This is a genomic window from Aeromonas sp. XH, assembly GCF_033348475.1.
GTDB lineage: Bacteria > Pseudomonadota > Gammaproteobacteria > Enterobacterales > Aeromonadaceae > Aeromonas > Aeromonas sanarellii.
In genome coordinates this window covers 2,649,879-2,668,178 of the sequence record NZ_CP137630.1, presented here as the reverse complement: position 1 = coordinate 2,668,178, position 18,300 = coordinate 2,649,879, and the positions used below count along the sequence as shown (strand labels likewise).

The 18,300-nt window shown below is 63.9% G+C and carries 13 protein-coding genes; 8 read left to right on the top strand and 5 right to left on the bottom strand.

Annotated elements, in window-relative coordinates; translation table 11 throughout:
• Positions 1–131 precede the first annotated feature (131 nt).
• Complete coding sequence (locus R2B70_RS12245; protein WP_318161598.1) at positions 132–1,478, bottom strand: Na+/H+ antiporter NhaC family protein; 1,347 nt, start codon at positions 1,476–1,478, stop codon at positions 132–134.
• A gap of 320 nt (positions 1,479–1,798) precedes the next feature.
• Between R2B70_RS12245 and dapB the strand changes: the two genes are divergently transcribed.
• The 4 genes from dapB (at position 1,799) to leuA (ending at position 9,786) form a co-directional block, all read left to right on the top strand.
• Positions 1,799–2,611 (top strand): 4-hydroxy-tetrahydrodipicolinate reductase, encoded by an 813-nt coding sequence (dapB, locus tag R2B70_RS12240; protein ID WP_216990533.1) that lies wholly within the window; start codon positions 1,799–1,801, stop codon positions 2,609–2,611.
• Between the two features lie 657 nt (positions 2,612–3,268).
• On the top strand, positions 3,269–4,405 hold the full coding sequence (carA, locus tag R2B70_RS12235) for a glutamine-hydrolyzing carbamoyl-phosphate synthase small subunit (protein WP_042078154.1): 1,137 nt from the start codon (positions 3,269–3,271) through the stop codon (positions 4,403–4,405).
• A gap of 16 nt (positions 4,406–4,421) precedes the next feature.
• Complete coding sequence (gene carB / locus R2B70_RS12230; RefSeq protein WP_318161597.1) at positions 4,422–7,646, top strand: carbamoyl-phosphate synthase large subunit; 3,225 nt, start codon at positions 4,422–4,424, stop codon at positions 7,644–7,646.
• A 481-nt stretch (positions 7,647–8,127) separates the two neighbouring features.
• A complete protein-coding gene (gene leuA, locus R2B70_RS12225; protein WP_318161596.1) occupies positions 8,128–9,786 on the top strand; it encodes a 2-isopropylmalate synthase in 1,659 nt (552 codons plus the stop codon).
• A gap of 60 nt (positions 9,787–9,846) precedes the next feature.
• Here the strand turns inward: leuA and R2B70_RS12220 are convergent, their stop codons facing one another.
• Entirely contained in the window at positions 9,847–10,869 is a 1,023-nt protein-coding gene (locus R2B70_RS12220; protein ID WP_318161595.1) for a sterol desaturase family protein, read from the bottom strand.
• Between the two features lie 374 nt (positions 10,870–11,243).
• Here R2B70_RS12220 and R2B70_RS12215 point away from each other — a divergent pair, with 374 nt between their 5' ends.
• Positions 11,244–12,350, top strand: coding sequence for a DUF1615 domain-containing protein (locus R2B70_RS12215; RefSeq protein WP_318163349.1), 1,107 nt, complete (start codon positions 11,244–11,246; stop codon positions 12,348–12,350).
• Between the two features lie 41 nt (positions 12,351–12,391).
• On the opposite strand, the gene R2B70_RS12210 is transcribed toward R2B70_RS12215, so the two are convergent.
• The 3 genes from R2B70_RS12210 to R2B70_RS12200 all read right to left on the bottom strand — a co-directional run bounded on the left by R2B70_RS12210 (position 12,392) and on the right by R2B70_RS12200 (position 14,968).
• Entirely contained in the window at positions 12,392–13,294 is a 903-nt protein-coding gene (locus R2B70_RS12210) for a nuclease-related domain-containing protein (protein ID WP_318161594.1), read from the bottom strand.
• Between the two features lie 96 nt (positions 13,295–13,390).
• Complete coding sequence (locus R2B70_RS12205; RefSeq protein WP_042078159.1) at positions 13,391–13,945, bottom strand: DUF4256 domain-containing protein; 555 nt, start codon at positions 13,943–13,945, stop codon at positions 13,391–13,393.
• A 102-nt stretch (positions 13,946–14,047) separates the two neighbouring features.
• Entirely contained in the window at positions 14,048–14,968 is a 921-nt protein-coding gene (locus tag R2B70_RS12200) for a hypothetical protein (RefSeq protein ID WP_318163348.1), read from the bottom strand.
• Positions 14,969–15,332: 364 nt separating this feature from the next.
• Between R2B70_RS12200 and R2B70_RS12195 the strand changes: the two genes are divergently transcribed.
• From R2B70_RS12195 to R2B70_RS12185, 3 genes are all read left to right on the top strand, one after another.
• The gene (locus R2B70_RS12195) at positions 15,333–15,983 is read left to right on the top strand and encodes a DedA family protein (RefSeq protein ID WP_042078161.1); all 651 of its coding nucleotides are present in this window, start codon (positions 15,333–15,335) and stop codon (positions 15,981–15,983) included.
• A 243-nt stretch (positions 15,984–16,226) separates the two neighbouring features.
• The gene (locus R2B70_RS12190; RefSeq protein ID WP_209792868.1) at positions 16,227–17,522 is read left to right on the top strand and encodes a DEAD/DEAH box helicase; all 1,296 of its coding nucleotides are present in this window, start codon (positions 16,227–16,229) and stop codon (positions 17,520–17,522) included.
• A 77-nt stretch (positions 17,523–17,599) separates the two neighbouring features.
• The gene (locus R2B70_RS12185) at positions 17,600–18,238 is read left to right on the top strand and encodes a DUF2913 family protein (RefSeq protein WP_318161593.1); all 639 of its coding nucleotides are present in this window, start codon (positions 17,600–17,602) and stop codon (positions 18,236–18,238) included.
• The last annotated feature ends 62 nt before the right edge of the window (positions 18,239–18,300 follow it).

Sequence of the window (18,300 nt, the reverse complement as noted above, 5' to 3'; positions counted from 1 at the left end):
GCGAAAAGGCAGGCTTACCTTAACAAGGGCGCCGGGGGATGAAAAGCGCAGGGGCTTCCCTGTCTCGGCGGGATGAGAGACGAGACAGGGCGCGGCCCGATGGCGGCGCCCGAGGGGGGAACGGCGAAGACTCAGGCGACTTGGCGGTTATCGGCGTCGGCGCGTACCTGGTGCTTGATAAAGACCGCGATGAGGGCGGCCAGTCCCAGGGTCATGGGGTAGAAACTCATGCTCACGACCAGCAGCGGCGAGAGGGCAAATATGGAGCCCAGCAGCAGCGCCTGGGCACCCCAGGGGATGAGCCCCTGTACCACGCAGGAGAAGATGTCCAGCATGGAGGCGGCGCGGCGCGGGGTGACGCCGTGGTGATCCGCGAGATCCCGCGCCACCTTGCTCGCCACTATGATGGCCACGGTATTGTTGGCGGTGCAGAGGTTGGTGAGGCTCACCACCCCGGCGATGCCGAGCTCGGCCGCCTTCTCGTTCTGCTCGCCATCATGATGACGGGTGAAGCGGGCAATCAGGGCGGCGATTCGCTCGCTTATCCAGGCCAGCCCCCCCTGGCGCTCCATCAGGGCGCCGAGGCCGCCGATCAGCATGGAGAGCAGGAAGATCTCCTGCATGCTGGTGAAGCCCTGATAGATGTCCTTGCTGAACTGGCCGAGGGGATAGCCGCCCATCATCCCCACGCCACCGGCGGCGATGATGCCGAGCCCCAGCACCATGAAGACGTTCATGCCCGACAGCGCCAGCACCAAGATGAGCAGATAGGGGGCCACCTTGAGCAGGTCCGCCTCGGCGGCGGGCGCCGGTGCCGCGCCGGTGGAGCCCAGCAGCAGATAGAGCAGGATCACCAGCACGGCGGCGGGGGCGGCAATCTTGACGTTCTCGCGGAACTTGTCCTTCATCTCGCAGCCCTGGCTGCGGGTGGCGGCTATGGTGGTGTCGGAGATGATGGAGAGGTTGTCCCCGAACATGGCGCCGGAGAGGATGGTGCCCGCCATCAGCATCGGATCGATGCCGGCCGCCTGGGCGACGCCCAGCGCCACCGGTGCCACGGCGCCTATGGTGCCCATGGAGGTGCCCATGGCGGTGGCCACGAAGGCGGAGATGAGGAAGAGCCCCGGCAGCAGGCACCAGCCCGGGATGAGGGAGAGGCCGAGCGCGACCGTGGCATCCACCCCGCCGGTGGCCTTGGCCACGGTGGCGAAGGCCCCCGCCAGCAGATAGATGAGGCACATGGCCATGATGTTGCTCTCGCCGACCCCCTTGAAGAAGGTTTCCAGGTTCTTGTTGAACCCCTCGCGCCCCAGCACCAGGGCCAGCATGACGGCGGGCAGGGCGGCGACGGGGGCGGGCAGCTGGTAGAAGGCGAACTCGACCCCCTGCAGGGTCAGCCAGGTACCGGTACCGATGAAGAGAGCAAGAAAGACCAGAAGGGGCAGCAGGGCTCTGGCACTGGGGGGAGTCTGGATCATGTGTTCCTCGAAGCTTGAACAATGACCTCCTGTCGCGGCCTGTGTGGAACCGGGCGGGTTCGGGCACAGGGCGGGCATCCTGCCGTTATGGGGCGCCACAGTAGTGAGTCGGGGAGGTTCGGTCAAGATAGACGTCCGGATGGACAACTCTTTTTCTCTGATGATTCCGCCATATGGATTAAATCTGTCGAATATTCTGTTTTTAATGTGTTTGTCTGTTTATTTGTCGGAGCTTGATCGGCGGCCACGGCGGGCTTTTCAAAGGGGGCGCGGGCTGGTAAAACGGTCTCTTTCCATAATAAAGAGATGAGAGGGTGGAGATGGACAATCCGATCCGTGTGGCCGTGATGGGCTGTAATGGTCGTATGGGCAAGGTGCTGCTGGAGGCCATCGCCAACGCCGAGGGCGTGGTGGTGGGCGCGGCGCTGGAACGACCCGGCTCTGCCGTGATGGGTCTGGATGCGGGTGAACTCAACGGGCTGGGCCGGCTGGGGGTCGCCATCAGCGACAGCCTGGAGAAGGTGAAGGACGATTTCGATCTCATCATCGACTTCACCCGTCCCGAGGTGACCCTGGCGAACCTGGCCTTCGCCCTGGCCCATGGCAAGCGGATGGTGATCGGCACCACAGGTTTCGACGACGCGGGCAAGGCGGCCCTTCGCGAGGCGGGCAAGGAGATCGGCATCGTCTTCGCGTCCAACTACTCGGTGGGGGTCAACCTGGTGTTCAAGCTGCTGGAGCAGGCCGCCAGGGTGATGGGGGACTACACCGACATCGAGATCATCGAGGGGCACCACAGACACAAGGTGGATGCGCCCTCCGGCACCGCCCTCTCCATGGGGGAAGTGGTGGCCAGGACGCTTGGACGTGACTTGAAAGAGTGCGCCGTCTATGGCCGCGAGGGGATCACCGGCGAGCGGGACCGCAACACCATCGGCTTCGCCACCATCCGCGCCGGGGATCTGGTGGGGGAGCATACCGTCATGTTCGCCGACATCGGCGAGCGGGTGGAGATCAGCCACAAGGCCTCCAGCCGTCTGACCTTTGCCAACGGTGCGGTGCGGGCCGGCAAGTGGCTCGGCCAGCAGGGCGCCGGCCTCTACGACATGCAGGACGTGCTCGGCCTCAAATAGGCCATACCGGGCGGACGCGCCGCCCCGTCCTGGTTGCCAGACCCCGGTTCGCCGGGGTTTTTCTTCTCTTTTTTGTAGAAATAACCCTTAAGCATCACTTTTTAAGTGAACCAGCCTAAATTCCTCCATTCTTACAATCCGGCCAAACTCCCGCGACATAAATGTCATCAAAGGGTAACGGCAGTGGGTCTCAATGTTCCCCGTCAGCGCTCTCTTTTCCTCTTCCAGAAAGAGACTAAAAATTCAAATCAAGAAAAACGTTTTCCATTCGCCGACATCATTTTTCTATCGCCAAACGACACTTTTTTTATTGTGTTTTTTGTTTTTCAATTTCACATCCTTATGTTTTTTAAGGGTTAAAAATCAATTTTTGTGTTTTGTGTGGCGTGGGGTGGTGGTTTTGTTCGGGGTTTTTGCTTTTCTTTTGAGGGAGGGGGTTGCAAAGCCTTAAAGTGCATAGATAATGGGTAATGTTGCTTGTTTATTGAATTTAGATGCATTTCGAACGCGAAAAGACGTTGAAATGAGATCGTTTTTAAGTAGAATGCGCCCAATTTGCCAGAAATCTGCCGGGTTTGAACCCTGTTTCAAACAGCGTCCGGACCCGCAACACCCAGGTAAATTGCTGAATTTAAAGCTAAATAACTGGAGGTTGTCTTGAATCACACTGCATTGCTAGTGCTGGAAGATGGAACTGTGTTCAAAGGCGTGTCGATAGGCGCCGAGGGATGTTCCGTTGGTGAAGTGGTTTTCAATACGTCGATGACGGGCTATCAGGAAATCCTCACAGATCCCTCTTATTCCCGTCAGATCGTTACCCTCACTTACCCCCATATAGGCAACACCGGCACCAACAGCGAAGATGAAGAGTCCAGTCAGGTCCATGCTCAGGGCCTCATCATCCGGGACCTTCCGATACTGGCCTCCAACTTCCGCAATCAGCAATCCCTCTCCGATTACCTCAAGTCTCACAACATCGTTGGCATCGCCGACATCGATACCCGCAAGCTGACCCGCATCCTGCGCGAGAAAGGCGCCCAGGCCGGTTGCATCCTGGCCGGCAAGCAGCTCGATGAAGCCCATGCCCTCGAACAGGCCCGCGCCTTCCCCGGCCTCAAGGGGATGGACCTCGCGAAAGAAGTGACCGTGAGCGAATCCTACAGCTGGACCGAAGGTAGCTGGCAGCTCGGCAAGGGGCACGTCACCCCGGCAGAGGGCGACTTCAAGTACCACGTGGTGGCCTACGATTTCGGCGTCAAGCGCAACATACTGCGCATGCTGGTGGACCGCGGCTGCCGCCTGACCGTGGTGCCGGCCAAGACCCCGGCCGCCGAGGTGCTGGCGATGAACCCGGATGGCATCTTCCTCTCCAACGGCCCCGGTGACCCCGAGCCGTGCGACTACGCCATCGACGCCATCAAGGCTTTCCTGGCCACCAACACCCCGGTGTTCGGAATCTGCCTGGGCCACCAGTTGCTGGGCCTCGCCTCCGGCGCCAAGACCGTCAAGATGAAGTTCGGCCACCACGGTGCCAACCACCCGGTGAAGAGCCTGGACGACAACACCGTGATGATCACCGCCCAGAACCACGGCTTCGCGGTGGACGAGAACAGCCTGCCGGATTGCCTGCGCGCGACTCACGTCTCCCTGTTCGATGGCTCCCTGCAAGGCATCCATCGCACCGACCGTCCGGCCTTCAGCTTCCAGGGTCACCCGGAGGCGAGCCCGGGCCCGCACGACTGTGCCGGTCTGTTCGACCACTTTATTGAATTGATCAAGCAGTATCGCGCTTAAGAGGAAAAGAGAAGCCATGCCAAAACGTAACGACCTACAGAGCATCCTGATCCTCGGCGCCGGCCCCATCGTCATCGGTCAGGCCTGCGAATTCGACTACTCCGGCGCCCAGGCGTGCAAGGCCCTGAAAGAAGAGGGCTACCGCGTCATCCTGGTGAACTCCAACCCGGCCACCATCATGACCGACCCGGAGATGGCCGACGCCACCTACATCGAGCCCATCACCTGGGAAGTGGTGCGCGAGATCATCAAGAAAGAGCGCCCGGACGCCATCCTGCCCACCATGGGCGGCCAGACTGCCCTCAACTGCGCCCTGGCGCTGGAGCAGCACGGCGTGCTGGCGGAGTTCGGTGTGGAGATGATCGGCGCCACCGCCGACGCCATCGACAAGGCCGAAGACCGCTCCCGCTTTGACAAGGCCATGCGCAGCATCGGCCTGGAGTGCCCGCGCGCCGGCATCGCCCACAACATGGAAGAGGCCTGGAAGGTCCAGGCCGAAGTGGGCTTCCCCTGCATCATCCGCCCCTCCTTCACCATGGGCGGCTCTGGCGGCGGCATCGCTTACAACCCGGAAGAGTTCGTGGAGATCTGCGAGCGCGGTCTGGATCTGTCGCCGACCAAGGAGCTGCTCATCGACGAGTCGCTGATCGGCTGGAAAGAGTACGAGATGGAGGTGGTGCGGGATCGCAACGACAACTGCATCATCGTCTGCGCCATCGAGAACTTCGACCCCATGGGCATCCACACCGGTGACTCCATCACGGTCGCGCCGGCCCAGACGCTGACCGACAAGGAGTACCAGATCATGCGCAACGCCTCCATGGCGGTGCTGCGCGAGATCGGTGTCGAGACCGGCGGCTCCAACGTCCAGTTCGGCATCAACCCCAAAGACGGTCGCATGGTCATCATCGAGATGAACCCGCGGGTGTCCCGCTCCTCTGCGCTGGCTTCCAAGGCGACCGGTTTCCCCATCGCCAAGATCGCCGCCAAGCTCGCCATCGGTTACACCCTGGACGAGCTGATGAACGACATCACCGGCGGTCGCACCCCGGCCTCCTTCGAGCCGGCCATCGACTACGTGGTCACCAAGGTACCGCGCTTCAACTTCGAGAAGTTCGCCGGCGCCAACGACCGTCTGACCACCCAGATGAAGTCCGTGGGCGAAGTGATGGCCATCGGCCGCAACTTCCAGGAGTCCCTGCACAAGGCGCTGCGCGGCCTCGAGACCGGCAAGACCGGCTTCGACCCCATGGTGGACCTCAATGCCCCCGACTCCCTGACCCGCATTCGCCACGAGCTGCAGGATGCCGGTGCCGAGCGCATCTTCTACATCGCCGATGCGTTCCGTGCCGGTCTCTCCATGGACGGCGTGTTCAAGCTGACCAAGATTGACCCCTGGTTCCTGGTGCAGATTGAAGAGCTGGTGAAGCTGGAAGAGCAGGTGAAGGAGCGCGGCATGGCCGGCCTGGACGCCGACTTCCTGCGCAGCCTAAAGCGCAAGGGCTTTGCCGACGCGCGTCTGGCCAGGATCCTCGGCGTGGCCGAAGGGGAAGTGCGCAAGCTGCGCGCCCGTCACAACATCTTCCCGGTCTACAAGCGGGTCGATACCTGCGCCGCCGAGTTCGCCACCAACACCGCCTACATGTACTCCAGCTACGACGAGGAGTGCGAGGCCAACCCCACCAACCGCGACAAGATCATGGTCATCGGTGGCGGCCCGAACCGCATCGGTCAGGGCATCGAGTTTGACTACTGCTGCGTACACGCGGCGCTGGCCCTGCGCGAAGACGGTTACGAGACCATCATGGTCAACTGCAACCCGGAGACCGTCTCCACCGACTACGACACCTCGGACCGTCTCTACTTCGAGCCGGTCACCCTGGAAGACGTGCTGGAAATCGTGCGGGTCGAGCAGCCCAAGGGCGTCATCGTCCAGTACGGCGGCCAGACTCCGCTGAAGCTTGCGCGAGCATTGGAGGCCAACGGCGTGCCGGTCATCGGTACCAGCCCGGATGCCATCGACCGCGCCGAAGACCGCGAGCGCTTCCAGTCTGCCGTCGAGCGCCTCGGCCTCAAGCAGCCGGAGAACGGCACCGTCACCGCGCTGGAGCAGGCGGTGCTGACCGCCGAGCGCATCACCTACCCGCTGGTGGTCCGCCCCTCCTACGTGCTGGGTGGCCGCGCCATGGAGATCGTCTATGACGAGCAGGATCTGCGCCGCTACTTCGCCGAGGCGGTGAGCGTCTCCAACGAGTCGCCAGTGCTGCTGGACCGCTTCCTGGACGACGCCACCGAGGTGGACGTGGACGCCATCTGCGACGGCGTGGATGTGGTCATCGGCGGCATCATGGAGCACATCGAACAGGCCGGTATCCACTCCGGTGACTCCGCCTGCTCCCTGCCGCCCTACACCTTGTCCAAGGCCATCCAGGACGAGATGCGCGAGCAGGTGCGCAAACTGGCGCTGGAGCTTGGCGTGGTCGGTCTGATGAACGTGCAGTTCGCGGTGAAAGACAACGAAATTTACCTCATCGAGGTGAACCCCCGTGCCGCCCGTACCGTGCCGTTCGTCTCCAAGGCCACCGGTGCCCCGCTGGCCAAGATCGCCGCCCGCGTCATGGCCGGTCAGAGCCTGAAGGAGCAGGGCTTTACCCAGGAGATCATCCCGCCCTACTACTCGGTGAAAGAGGTGGTTCTCCCGTTCGCCAAGTTCCCGGGTGTCGACCCGCTGCTGGGGCCGGAGATGCGCTCCACTGGTGAAGTGATGGGCGTGGGCAGCAGCTTTGCCGAGGCCTATGCCAAGGCGCAGCTGGGTGCCGGTCACCAGGTGCCGCGCGAAGGGCGTGCCCTGCTCTCCGTTCGCCACGGCGACAAGGAGCGGGTGGTGAACCTGGCCGCCAAGCTGCTGGAGCTGGGCTATGACCTCGACGCCACCCACGGCACTGCGGTGACCCTGGGGGAGGCGAGCATCAACCCGCGCCTGGTCAACAAGGTGCACGAGGGCCGTCCGCACATTCTGGATCGCATCAAGAATGGCGAGTACACCTACATCGTCAACACCGCCGAGGGTCGTCAGGCCATCGAGGACTCCAAGCAGCTGCGTCGCGGCGCCCTGCAGCACAAGGTGGCCTACACCACCACGCTGCACGCGGCCTTCGCCACCTGCATGGCCATCAGCGTCGATGCCACCGCCAACGTGAGCTCGGTGCAGGAGCTGCACGAGAAGGTGAACAACCGCTAAGCGTACCGGCAGCACGCTGCCCGTCCGATGCACGCAAACCCCGCCAGCGATGGCGGGGTTTTTTATTTTCCGCATCCGGTTCAGGATGGAGAGTGAAGGCGGCGAAGCAGCCCAACATGAGTGAAATAATCTCATAATCACGGGGTTTGGTTGGTGATGATTGCCAAAAATATGGCGTTGGCAGCAATCTTCGCAATCTCTCGCCCCGCTCGCCTCTTTATACTGGATTCTCATCAAACAAGGTCGTCTGCGCCGACACACCGGAAGGTGGCGTGCGAGAGGATCAGCGCCCGCAGCCCGATCCGGCTGCCGTGGCCGGCCCCGGTGACCGACGGGGGCCGCAGGAAAACCGGTCGCGGGGTTACCGCCGCGCGACTCGTCAGGGCCGGCGTTACCGCGCCAGCCCGCTTCCCCTCCTTGCCCCACCCGCCTGTCGGCCCGGTCGTCCGGCGCCTCGCCCATCCGTCAAGGGAATCTGAATATGAGCTTCGATCATCGCAAATACCGCCGCTCCCCCGTCATCAGTCTGGCGGATCGCCAGTGGCCCAACCGGGTGCTGGAGCGGGCGCCGCTCTGGTGCGCCGTGGACCTGCGCGACGGCAACCAGGCGCTGGTCGAGCCGATGACGGTGGCCCAAAAGCTGCAGATGTGGGCGCTGATGGTGCACATCGGCTTCAAGCACATCGAGGTGGGCTTCCCGGCGGCCTCCCAGCCCGATTTCGACTTCGTGCGCGAACTCATCGATCGCAACCTCATTCCGGACGATGTCACCATCCAGGTGCTGGTGCAGGCGCGCGAAGATCTCATCGCCCGCACCTTCGAGGCGCTCAAGGGGGCGAGGCGGGCCATCGTCCACGTCTACAACTCGGTCAACCCGACCCAGCGCAACTATGTGTTCAACTCTGGGCGCGAAGGGGTCAAGGCCATCGCCGTGCAGGGGGCGCGCTGGGTACGGGAGTACGCGGCCCGCAATCCAGGCACCGAGTGGAGCTTCCAGTACTCGCCGGAGAGCTTCAGCAGCACCGAGGTGGAGTTTGCCGTCGAGGTGTGCGACGCCGTCATCGACGAGTGGCGCGCCGCTGCCCGACCCATGATCCTGAACCTGCCCGCCACCGTGGAGGTAAGCACCCCCAACGTGTTTGCGGATCAGGTGGAGTGGTTCTGCCGACACCTCAAGGCGCGACCCGAGGTGAGCATCTCCATCCACACCCACAACGACAGAGGCTGCGGGGTGGCCGCCGCCGAGCTGGCGGTGCTGGCGGGGGCGGATCGCATCGAGGGTACCCTGCTCGGCAACGGCGAGCGCACCGGCAACATGGACATCGTCACCATGGCCATGAACCTCTACAGCCAGGGGATCGACCCCGAGCTGGACCTGTCGGATATGGATGCCATCGTCGCCACCGTGGGGGCCTGCACCCAGATTGCCCTGCACCCGCGCCACCCCTATGCCGGCGAGCTGGTCTACACCGCGTTTTCCGGCAGCCACCAGGACGCCATCCGCAAGTCCCTGGCGGCGGAGAAGCCGGATCACTACTGGGATGTGGCCTATCTGCCCATCGACCCGGCCGATCTCGGGCGCAGCTACGAGGCGGTGATCCGCATCAACAGCCAGTCCGGCAAGGGAGGCGTCACCTACCTGCTGGAGCGCGACCTCGGCCTGCAACTGCCGCGCTGGCTGCAGATCGACTTCAGCCGCCGGGTTCAGGCCGAGGCCGAGGCTTGCAGCAGCGAAATCAGTCCGGAGCAGATCCGTACCCTGTTCGAGCGCCACTATCTCGAGCCTGCCCACGGCTATCGCATCGGTCGCTTCCAGCTCGGCCGCGACGGTCAGGAGAGCCTGCGCCTCGAGCTGCAGACCCCGGACGGGTCGCTGCAACTGTGCGGTGAGGGGGAGGGGGCCATCACGGCGCTGGTCAACGGCTGGCAGCGCCAGACCGGGATGCACATCGACGTGCTCGACTACTCCGAGCATGCCCTCACCGCCGGCACCGAGTCCCGCGCCGCCGCCTACGTGCTGCTGAGCGTGGATGGCGCCCGCCTGTGCGGGGTCGCCGTCGGCCGCGACGTGGTCAGTGCCTCCCTGCAGGCGGTGATCAACGGCGCCGCCCAGCAGCAGGCCCTGCGCCAGAGCGCCTGAGCCCCGGCTCATCTGTAAATAACAACGCCACCCTAGGGGTGGCGTTGTTGTTTATGGGGCTCACTGTGCCAGCGGCTTGCGGGGGCGGGGCAGGGCGCGCCAGATCTTGCGCGCCGTCACCCAGAAGGGGCGCAGGATGAGCACGCTCAGACGGCTGTAGCGCTCGTTGTCCTTCGGGCCCACCCCGAAGGAGAGTGGCTCGGGCTGGCTGCTGGTCACGTAGAGGGTGCCGAACCACCAGTCCCAGATCGAGAGGTTGGTGCCGAAGTTGTGGTTGAAGTGGCGGGGATCCCGGCTGTGGTGGATCTGGTGCTGGGCCGGGCTGTTGAGAAGGTGTTCGAGCCTCGGGCCGAAGGAGAGCCAGACATGGGTGTGGCGCAGGTTGGCGGCCAGGGAGTTGAAGATAAGCACCAGGTAGCTGATGCCGAACAGGGTGTAGGGGCGCACAGTGCCACCACAGAGCCAATGGAAGAGGCCGCCGTAGAGGGCGAGACAGCTCCCCTTGACCAGCATCTCGCACAGCTTCTCCACCAGGTGGATGCGGCTGGCGGTTGGCGGCACCATCACGGTCGCGCTGTGGTGCACCTTGTGAAACTCCCACAGCCAGCGGCTGTGGAAGGCGCGGTGCAGCCAGTAGTGGACGAAGTCGCTGATGAGGAAGACCCCCAGGCCATAGAGCATCATCAGCCAGCTTGCCTCGGCGAGCCTCGGGCGTTCCCCCCAGAGCCGGGTCAGCGCGGATTGCACATCCTCGGCCTGCAGCAGCCAGGGGTGGAGCCACGCCATTATTGGCAGGAGCACCGCCACATGCAGCAGGGCGCGCACCAGGTAGTACTGGTAATCGAGCAGGGCCGAGGGGTGCAACCAGACGGCCCGGCCCCCCAGGAAGCGGCGAAAGCTGCGGGCCCCGGGGTCCCCCCGGCGGCGACGGTGCAGGCAGAGCAGGTAGGCGACGGTGCCCGAGATCAGCAGGAAGACGACGCCCAGGCGTCCGTTGAGATCGAACAGCCCGGACAGACATTGCCAGAGCGGGGTGATCAGCAAGCGCTGCAGGGGGTCGAAGAGGGGGGTCAGCTTGTCCATGGGCTCCGTGCCGGGGCGTGTTATTCGGCGGCATTCTAAATAGAAATGACTCTCAATAAAAGCCATTGTTCGAGGATAGGGAGATGGTCGGTGCACTGTGGCGTGGGCGAGTGCGCTGGGCTGCGCCACCCGTCGTCACGGCGATGGGCGTTTTCCCCCTGGACGGCCCCAGGAGCGGGCCCGAGGCTTTAGCCAGGCGCGTCGATCCTCTACAATGGCCCTCTGTTTGCGTTCGGGGCCCCTTATCTGAGATGGAAGGGCCCCTCTGTCTACCGGAAGCCTTCATGATCTCTTCTTCCCCTGTCGTCCCTTCAGTTGCCTCTGCGCCCCGTGAGGCCTCTCCTGCCCGGCCCCTGCGCGCCCTGCCGCTGTTGATGGCCGCACTGCTGGCGGGGTGTGCCAGCGAGCCGCCTCCGCCCGTGGAGGAGGCCGCCGCCATCGCCAAGCAGCCCAAGGCCATGCAGCCGCGCAAGCCGGCGGACATGAAGAGCCGCATCGTGCGCTTCCTGCCGCGCCAGGTACCCGACAAGCCGGGCTGGGCCAACGACGTGGTGACGGCGCTCTCGAGCCAGGGGCTGACGGTGAGCGATCACAACGTCTGCACCGTGCTGGCGGTGGCGGAGCAGGAGGCCACCTACCAGGCCGATCCCGTGGTGCCCGGCCTTGGCAAGATTGCCTGGAAGGAGATCAACGCCCGGGCGGCCAAGCTGCTCATCCCCGAGTTCATGGTGCGCACGGCGCTCTCCATCAAGTCCCCCACCGGCAAGTCTTATGCCGCGCGCATCGATGCCCTTCGTACCGAGCGGGAGATGAGCGAGATCTTCGAGGACATGATAGGTTCGGTGCCCATGGGCAGGCAGCTCTTTGGCAACCTCAACCCGGTGCGCACCGGCGGCCCCATGCAGGTCAGCATCGCCTTCGCCGAGGCCAACGCCCGCGGCTACCCCTATCCCGTGAAGGAGTCCATCCGCCACGAAGTCTTCACCCGCCGCGGGGGCATCTGGTTCGGCACCAGACACATCTTCGGCTATCCGGCCGACTACCCGGATACCCTCTATCGCTTCGCCGACTTCAATGCGGGCTGGTACGCGAGCCGCAATGCGGCCTTCCAGGCGGCGGTCAGCCGGGTGAGCGGCAAGCCCCTGGCCCTGGACGGGGATCTGGTTCGCTACGACTCGGACCTGCCGGGCAAGACCGAGCTCGCGGTCCACAGCATCGCCAGCCGGGTCAACATGAGCAAGCAGGCCATCCACCAGAGCCTGCTCAAGGGAGATAGCGCCGACTTTGCCCAGACCGACCTCTATCACAGGGTCTTTACCCTGGCCGATCAGCAGGCGGGCAAGCGGCAACCCCGTGCCGTGTTGCCCGGCATCCAGCTGAAAAGCCCCAAGATCACCCGCAACCTCACCACCGCCTGGTTTGCCAAGCGGGTGGATGACAGGGAGCAGGCCTGCGTCAGGAAGATGGCAGCGATTCGCTGACAGCCAGAGACAATCAGGGCGGCCAAGTGGCCGCCCTGGTTTCATCTCGGACTATCGGGGTTGGCCTCATCCTTTGCCACTCCCTCATGGACATGCGCGAGCTGCACTATTTCCCTGCATCTCGGATATCCGCTGCATCCCCAAAACTGGTTGCCCCTGTTTTCTCCTCGGCTGGCGGTGCGCAGCACCATGGTATTGCCGCACCTGGGGCAGCTTGGGTGCTGTCGGTGGCACACCGGATGAGTGGCGGTGGACGATATCGGACGCTGAGGGGGCGGAGCGTCAGTCGGCAACGATCTGATGGGGGCGGCACCATGACGCGCCTTTAGCCGGGCCACATGCTGTCTGTGGGTCTGCCAGTTGGGGGCAAGTCGCTCTTGCTGGATGATCTCGATCGCTCCATGGACGTCGGCCAGGGTCAATACCTGGGTGGTTTTGCCCTTGATATGGCGGATCAGCCCGCGGTTCATCACGTTCTGTGGCATGGGCGTCTTGAAGGTGCAGTCGCCGATAAAGTAGATGACAGAGTGAAGCTGGTGGTCCGCCAGCCCCAGCAGGGATTTGAGGGGCATCATATGCAGGTGGTTCTGGCGCAAGGGGTTTTGAAAACTGTGCCTGCGGCGATAGATCTGCTGGGTCCAGCTTTTATGGGCCGGATTGCCGAATATCCACCCCCTCATGTTCTTGGTCTCGATCACGAAGACCCCGAAGCGGGAGACGATCACGTGATCGATCTGGGTCGTGCCCTGGGGAATGGGCAGGGTGACGTCCCTGAGCAGGTGATACTCCCGCTGGTCGAGAAACAGCCTGATGGAGAGATTGAGCAATCCCTCCCCAATCATGCCCTTGAACCAGGGGGTTTTGATCAGAGTGGCGATCAGCAGCAGCGGGAGCAGATAGCCGAGCTGCGACAGCAAAAGAGCGAAAACGGGGGGGAAGTCCATGTCACCGAGCCTCCATGGGATCTTGCTTCAGGGTCAAGCCTCGATTGGTAGCAGGCTGCGACTCTCGGGGTATCCGGGGCCGCTCGCGGCCTTTACCTAGACTCGCAGGCTGCCGCGAAAGCCCCTGGCGGCATAGTAGGACTGGGCGCCGTTGTGGTACAGGAAGACGCTGTCGTAGCGGCGATCGCAGAACAGGGCGCCGCCGAGCCCCCTGATCGCCGCTGGGGTCTCTATCCAGCTCGATGTCTTGGCATCGAAGCAGCCGAGCGTCTGCAGCGATCTATACTCGGCCTCCGTCAGCAGCGTGATGCCCATCTGCTGGGCCATCTCGGTCGCAGAGCCCGCCGGCCTGTTCTCCTTCCTGGATTCCAGCGCGGCCCTGTCATAGCAGAGGCTTCGGCGCCCGGTTGGGCTCTCGGCGCTGCAGTCACAGAAGATGAGCTGCCCGGTCTGCGGGTCCTGGCCGATGACATCGGGTTCACCGCCGCTGTGCTCCATCTCGTGGAGCGAGGGCAACGACTGCGGGTTGGCGTCCAGCCTGGCGCGCACCTGTGACCAGGGGATCCCCGCGTGACGCTGCGGGTGCCGCTCAAAGCGGGCCTGCAAGGTGGCGAGCAGGTCGTCAATCTGCTCCCGGGTCAGGTTCATCATGCTCTCTCCTTCGCGGGATCCTGCGCCATTAGAAACTCATCGCCAGCCCGATGGTACAACCGCCGGTGTGGTGCCGGGACCGGTAATGAGAGCCTCACGCCCTTAAAAACTCATCGCCAGCCCGATGGAGTAGCCGCTGGTGTTGTGGCTGAACATATAGCGGGCCACCAGCCGGGTGCGGGTGATAAAGATGTCGTACTTGCTGCTGTCGAGTTCGAGGCCAAGGCCCAGGGAGTTGAGGCTGTTGAAGCCGAGCAGCCCCCGCTGCTCTCCCAGGTACTCGGTTCTGGCGCCCTCCAGCACGTAGCGCAGGGGTCTGTCCAGCAGGGTCCAGTCCCACATGGGGGCGCGGCGGCGCAGGTAGAGGCCGAGGTTCTCCGCCTCGGCCTGGCCCGTGATGCTGTCGGCGGTGCCGGTGAAGCTCTGCAGGTGCTGATAGGAGTAGCGCAGCTCGACGTCGATGTCCTGGGGTTTGGAGAACAGCTCGTAGTCGAGCATGAGGGCGCCCCCCAGGCCGTAGACGTTGAGGTTGCCGCCATCCAGGAAGTCGAGGTTCTTGCCGGTCTTGTACTCGATCAGGGCGGCGCCGATGCGCAGATCGCTCGCCACCGTGCCCAGGGTGACGTTGGCGATGGGGCGCAGTACCAGGTTGCCGCCCCAGCGGTCGCGGTGCAGGCTGAAGTCCCAGCCGATGCCGCCGGTGGCGCTCAGGCTGTTCCACTTGGTGGGAATGGTGCGGGTCTCGTTGCCGTCGGTGAACACGAACTGGGGATCGTAGCGGCTGTAGCCCAGGGTGCCCTCCAGATAGATGGGAAAGCCCTCGCTCATGGTGGCGCCACCGCCAAGCTGGGTGATGGTCAGTGCCGAGCTCTCGTTGGTCCCTCCGCCGATATCCAGGTTGCTGGCGGTGATGTCGGGCACCACTGTGTAGCTCATCAGGGAGACCACCGCATTGGCGCGTTGCTGCACCAGGCTCTCGTCGCTGGCCTGGGCGCCATGGCAAAGCAGCCAGAGTCCGGCCATCAGAATCGGGGTCGCATGAGAAGAGGGGATCTGCGCCATACCTAGCTCCATGAGTCTCCCCGTCCACTGGGGAGTCCTTATACTGTAACGTTTTTCGCCTCCGTTGGCAGCTCTGCATGGTGCCATCTGGCCATAATCTCCGACCGGCGTCCGCTCCCCCGGGGACGTCTTTCTGGCCCGCCTGCCAAGGGTTTCCGGCGTCAGCCCGGCGGCATAAATGGCAAACATTAATTTATTGTTCAGTTCCCCGGGTGTATAAGGGGCATCCCATACGAACATTGGGGTGGTATCAGGGACGGATTACCAGACGGGGCCTTAGGGTCGTCATGACGGATGCGCATTACGTTGATGGGAGTCATACCAGATGCAGGACATGCTGCTTGCCATATGGCATCAGGATTTTGATCAGCTTATACACATGCAGGCAGTCGGCCTGCTCGTCACCTGTCTGGTGGTGATCCTCTTTCTCGAGTCGAGTTTCGTGTTTCTGCCGTTGCCGGGCGACAGCCTAGTGCTGCTGGCCGGGGGCCTGGTGGGCATGGGCGTGCTGGGGCCCGAGGTGACGCTGCTCTATCTGCCGCTCGCGGCCGGGCTTGGCAGCGTGATCGCCTACTGGCAGGGCCAGGCGCTGCACGGCACCCGTTTCATGGACCATGTGGAGCGGATGATCCCGGAGGGGAGCCTGCCCCGGGCCTCGAAACTGCTCGATCGCTACGGTTTCTGGGCCATGTTCGTCTCCCGCTTCATCCCCTTCGTCAGGGTGCTGACCCCCATGCTGATGGGGGTCTCCCGCCTCAACCTGGTGCGGGTGGCCATGGCCAGTTTCGCCAGCGCCTTCCTCTGGTCCCTGGTGCTCAGCATGGTCGGCAAAGTCATGATGGCGACCCCGGTCCTGGCCAATTACCACGAGTTGTTGACCAAGTGCCTGCTGATCACCTCCTTCGCCCTCTTCGTCATCGCCGTGGCCGCCATCGGCATGCGGCTGCTCAAGCGGCCGGCCAAGCGGGTGCGCTGAGCCGGCCGCTCCGGCGGCGCCTTCCCGGGTGGGGCAGGGCGCCTCCAGGCAAAAATTCAAGCCATTTGAGGCGGCATTCCCGCCGCCTATCTGTTACACTTCGCGCCCGCCATTTTCCGGCTCACTCTCTGACGTGATGTCAGACCCAGCCGTCCTTGGCCAAAAGCCGCGCCGACACCTGGCCACAAGCCGGTTCAGGCCACTCACGCCAACTACAGCCCAGCTGGAACACAGGAACCCAAGATGAGATTTGAATCGTTCGATTTTGCCCCCGAGATTTTGCGCGCCATCTCAGATTGCGGTTATCAGGAGATGACCCCTGTGCAGAGCCAGGCCATTCCGGCCATCCGCCGTGGCCGCGACGTGCTGGCCAGCGCCCAGACCGGTACCGGCAAGACCGCCGCCTTCGCGCTGCCCATACTGCAGCGGCTGGTGGACAACCCGGCGCCGGTACAGCCCTCCAATGCCCGGGTGCTGATCCTGACCCCGACCCGCGAGCTGGCGGCCCAGGTGGCGAGCAACATCAACGACTTCGCCAGGTATCTCGACATCACCACCCTGACCATCTATGGCGGTGGCAAGCAGGACGTGCAGGCCAAGAAGCTGAAAGCGGGGGCTCACATCATAGTGGCCACCCCGGGCCGGCTGCTGGAGCACCTCACCGCCTGCAACCTCAGCCTCTCCGGGGTCGAGACCCTGGTGCTGGACGAAGCGGATCGCATCCTCGACATGGGCTTCAGCGCCGACGTGCAGCAGATCCTGCAGGCGGTCAACAAGGCCCGCCAGAACCTGCTCTTCTCCGCCACCTTCTCCGAGTCGGTGAAAAAGCTCGCGAACCTGATGCTGGACAAGCCCCAGGTGGTGAGCGTCAACAAGCAGAACTCCACCGCCGACACCGTCAGCCACACCGTCTATCCGGTGGAGCAGAAGCGCAAGCGCGAGCTGCTCTCCGAGCTCATCGGCAAGCAGAACTGGCAGCAGGTGCTGGTGTTTGCCAGCACCCGCGAGAGCTGCGACGAGCTGGTGGAGGAGCTGAACCTCGACGGCATCAAGTCCGCCGTGGTGCACGGTGACAAGGCCCAGGGCAGCCGTCGCCGCGCCCTGCGCGAATTCACCGAAGGCAAGCTGCGGGTGCTGGTGGCCACCGAGGTAGCCGCCCGCGGCCTGGACATCCCGAGCCTGGAGTACGTGGTCAACTACGATCTGCCGTTCCTGGCGGAAGACTACGTGCACCGCATCGGCCGTACCGGCCGCGCCGGCAAGAGCGGCATGGCCATCTCCTTCGTCAGCCGCGAGGAGGAGCGCACCCTGCTGGAGATCGAGGCACTCATCGGCCAGAAGATCCGCCGCATCATGGTGCCCGGCTACGAGGTGAGCAGTCGCGACGACCTCATCAAGCAGTTGCAGGAGCGCCGCCGCTTCGGCAAGCGCCCGCAGCGGGAAGACAACGCCGCCGCCCAGGCCATGGCCGAGGCGAAGCTGCAGGGCCAGCGCCTCAAGCGCCTGGCGGCCGCCAGGAAGCCGCGCCAGCCGAAGTAAGCGGCGGGCCATCCCATTGAACTGCAAAGGCGCCACCGGCGCCTTTGCCATCTCAGCGCTCAATCCGAGGATCCACGATGACCCCTCCCACCTACAACCAGGCCCTCCTTGAGATGGCCAGCCAGAGCCTGGCCGAGCTGGCCCGCACCGGTGCGCAGAAGGCGGGCAAGCGCACCCCGGCCCAGGAGAGCCACTTTCTCTGCACCTGGATGGCGGACTCGCTCAAGGAGAAGCGCTTCTCCCGCCTGGTGATGGAGGATCTCAAGGCCTGGGTGCAACTGGGCCGCACCCTGGGGGCCGGCGCCGATCTCAAGGGTTTGCTTGAGCGGATCATCTGCCAGTACGAGCGCGCCATGGCAGAGCCGACCGGGCTGGGCGGCCGGCTTGCCGCCCTGCTGGCCGAGCTGGAGGCGGCGGGCTGGCTGGTGCTGACGAGTAGCGAAGTGAACGCCAAGCTGCGCCTGCAATCGGGCGGCCAGCCGAGCCTCATCATCAGCGCCAGCGAGTATCAGGGCCATATCGAAGCGGGTGAGCTGGCCAAGTCCCTTACCCTCTATGTGCGCGGGGACGAGGCCAGATTGGCACAGGCGGCTTTTTCCCACGGCCTGCTGCTGAGCCAGGGCAACAAGAAAACGACCCTGGTCAAGCACCACAAGGCCTACCGGCTGGTGCCCGGCAACGCACAACCGGCCCTGGCGCTGCTGATCGGCCCCTGATCCGGGCGCAAGCTGCGCATCCCCCCACCCGGCCCCGTGCCGGGTTTTTTGTGGATGCTTGC